Origin of the sequence: Pseudoalteromonas sp. S3178, from assembly GCF_005886985.1 — a bacterium.
GTDB classification, from domain to species: domain Bacteria; phylum Pseudomonadota; class Gammaproteobacteria; order Enterobacterales; family Alteromonadaceae; genus Pseudoalteromonas; species Pseudoalteromonas carrageenovora.
Genome location: NZ_PNCW01000159.1, coordinates 1 through 393, shown reverse-complemented (window position 1 = coordinate 393; position 393 = coordinate 1). Strand labels below are relative to the sequence as shown.

Genomic DNA, 393 nt, shown 5'->3' with positions numbered 1-393 from the left:
AAAGCCATGTTTATCGGTTTTACGGGTACGCCACTGATGAAAAAAGACAAGAAAAAGTCTTTAGAAGTGTTTGGTCCCTATATTCACACCTATAAATTTGATGAAGCCGTGAATGATGGCGTAGTGCTCGACCTTCGTTATGAAGCAAGAGATATTGATCAGCACTTAACTTCAAAGAAAAAGGTGGATCAATGGTTTGAAGCTAAAACCAAGGGCCTTTCGAATCTTGCTAAAATGCAGCTCAAACAAAAATGGGGCACAATGCAGAAGGTGCTCTCGAGTAAATCTCGCTTAGAACAAATTGTTAGCGACATGCTGATGGATATGGAGGTAAAGCCAGCATTGATGTCAGGCAGGGGTAACGCCATGTTGGTATGTGCCAGCGTTCATCAA

At 42.0% G+C, this 393-nt stretch carries 1 pseudogene; it reads left to right on the top strand.

The annotated features are described in order from the left end of the window. Positions 1–393 (top strand): annotated as a pseudogene (locus CWC11_RS20440) (restriction endonuclease subunit R); the annotation flags it as partial.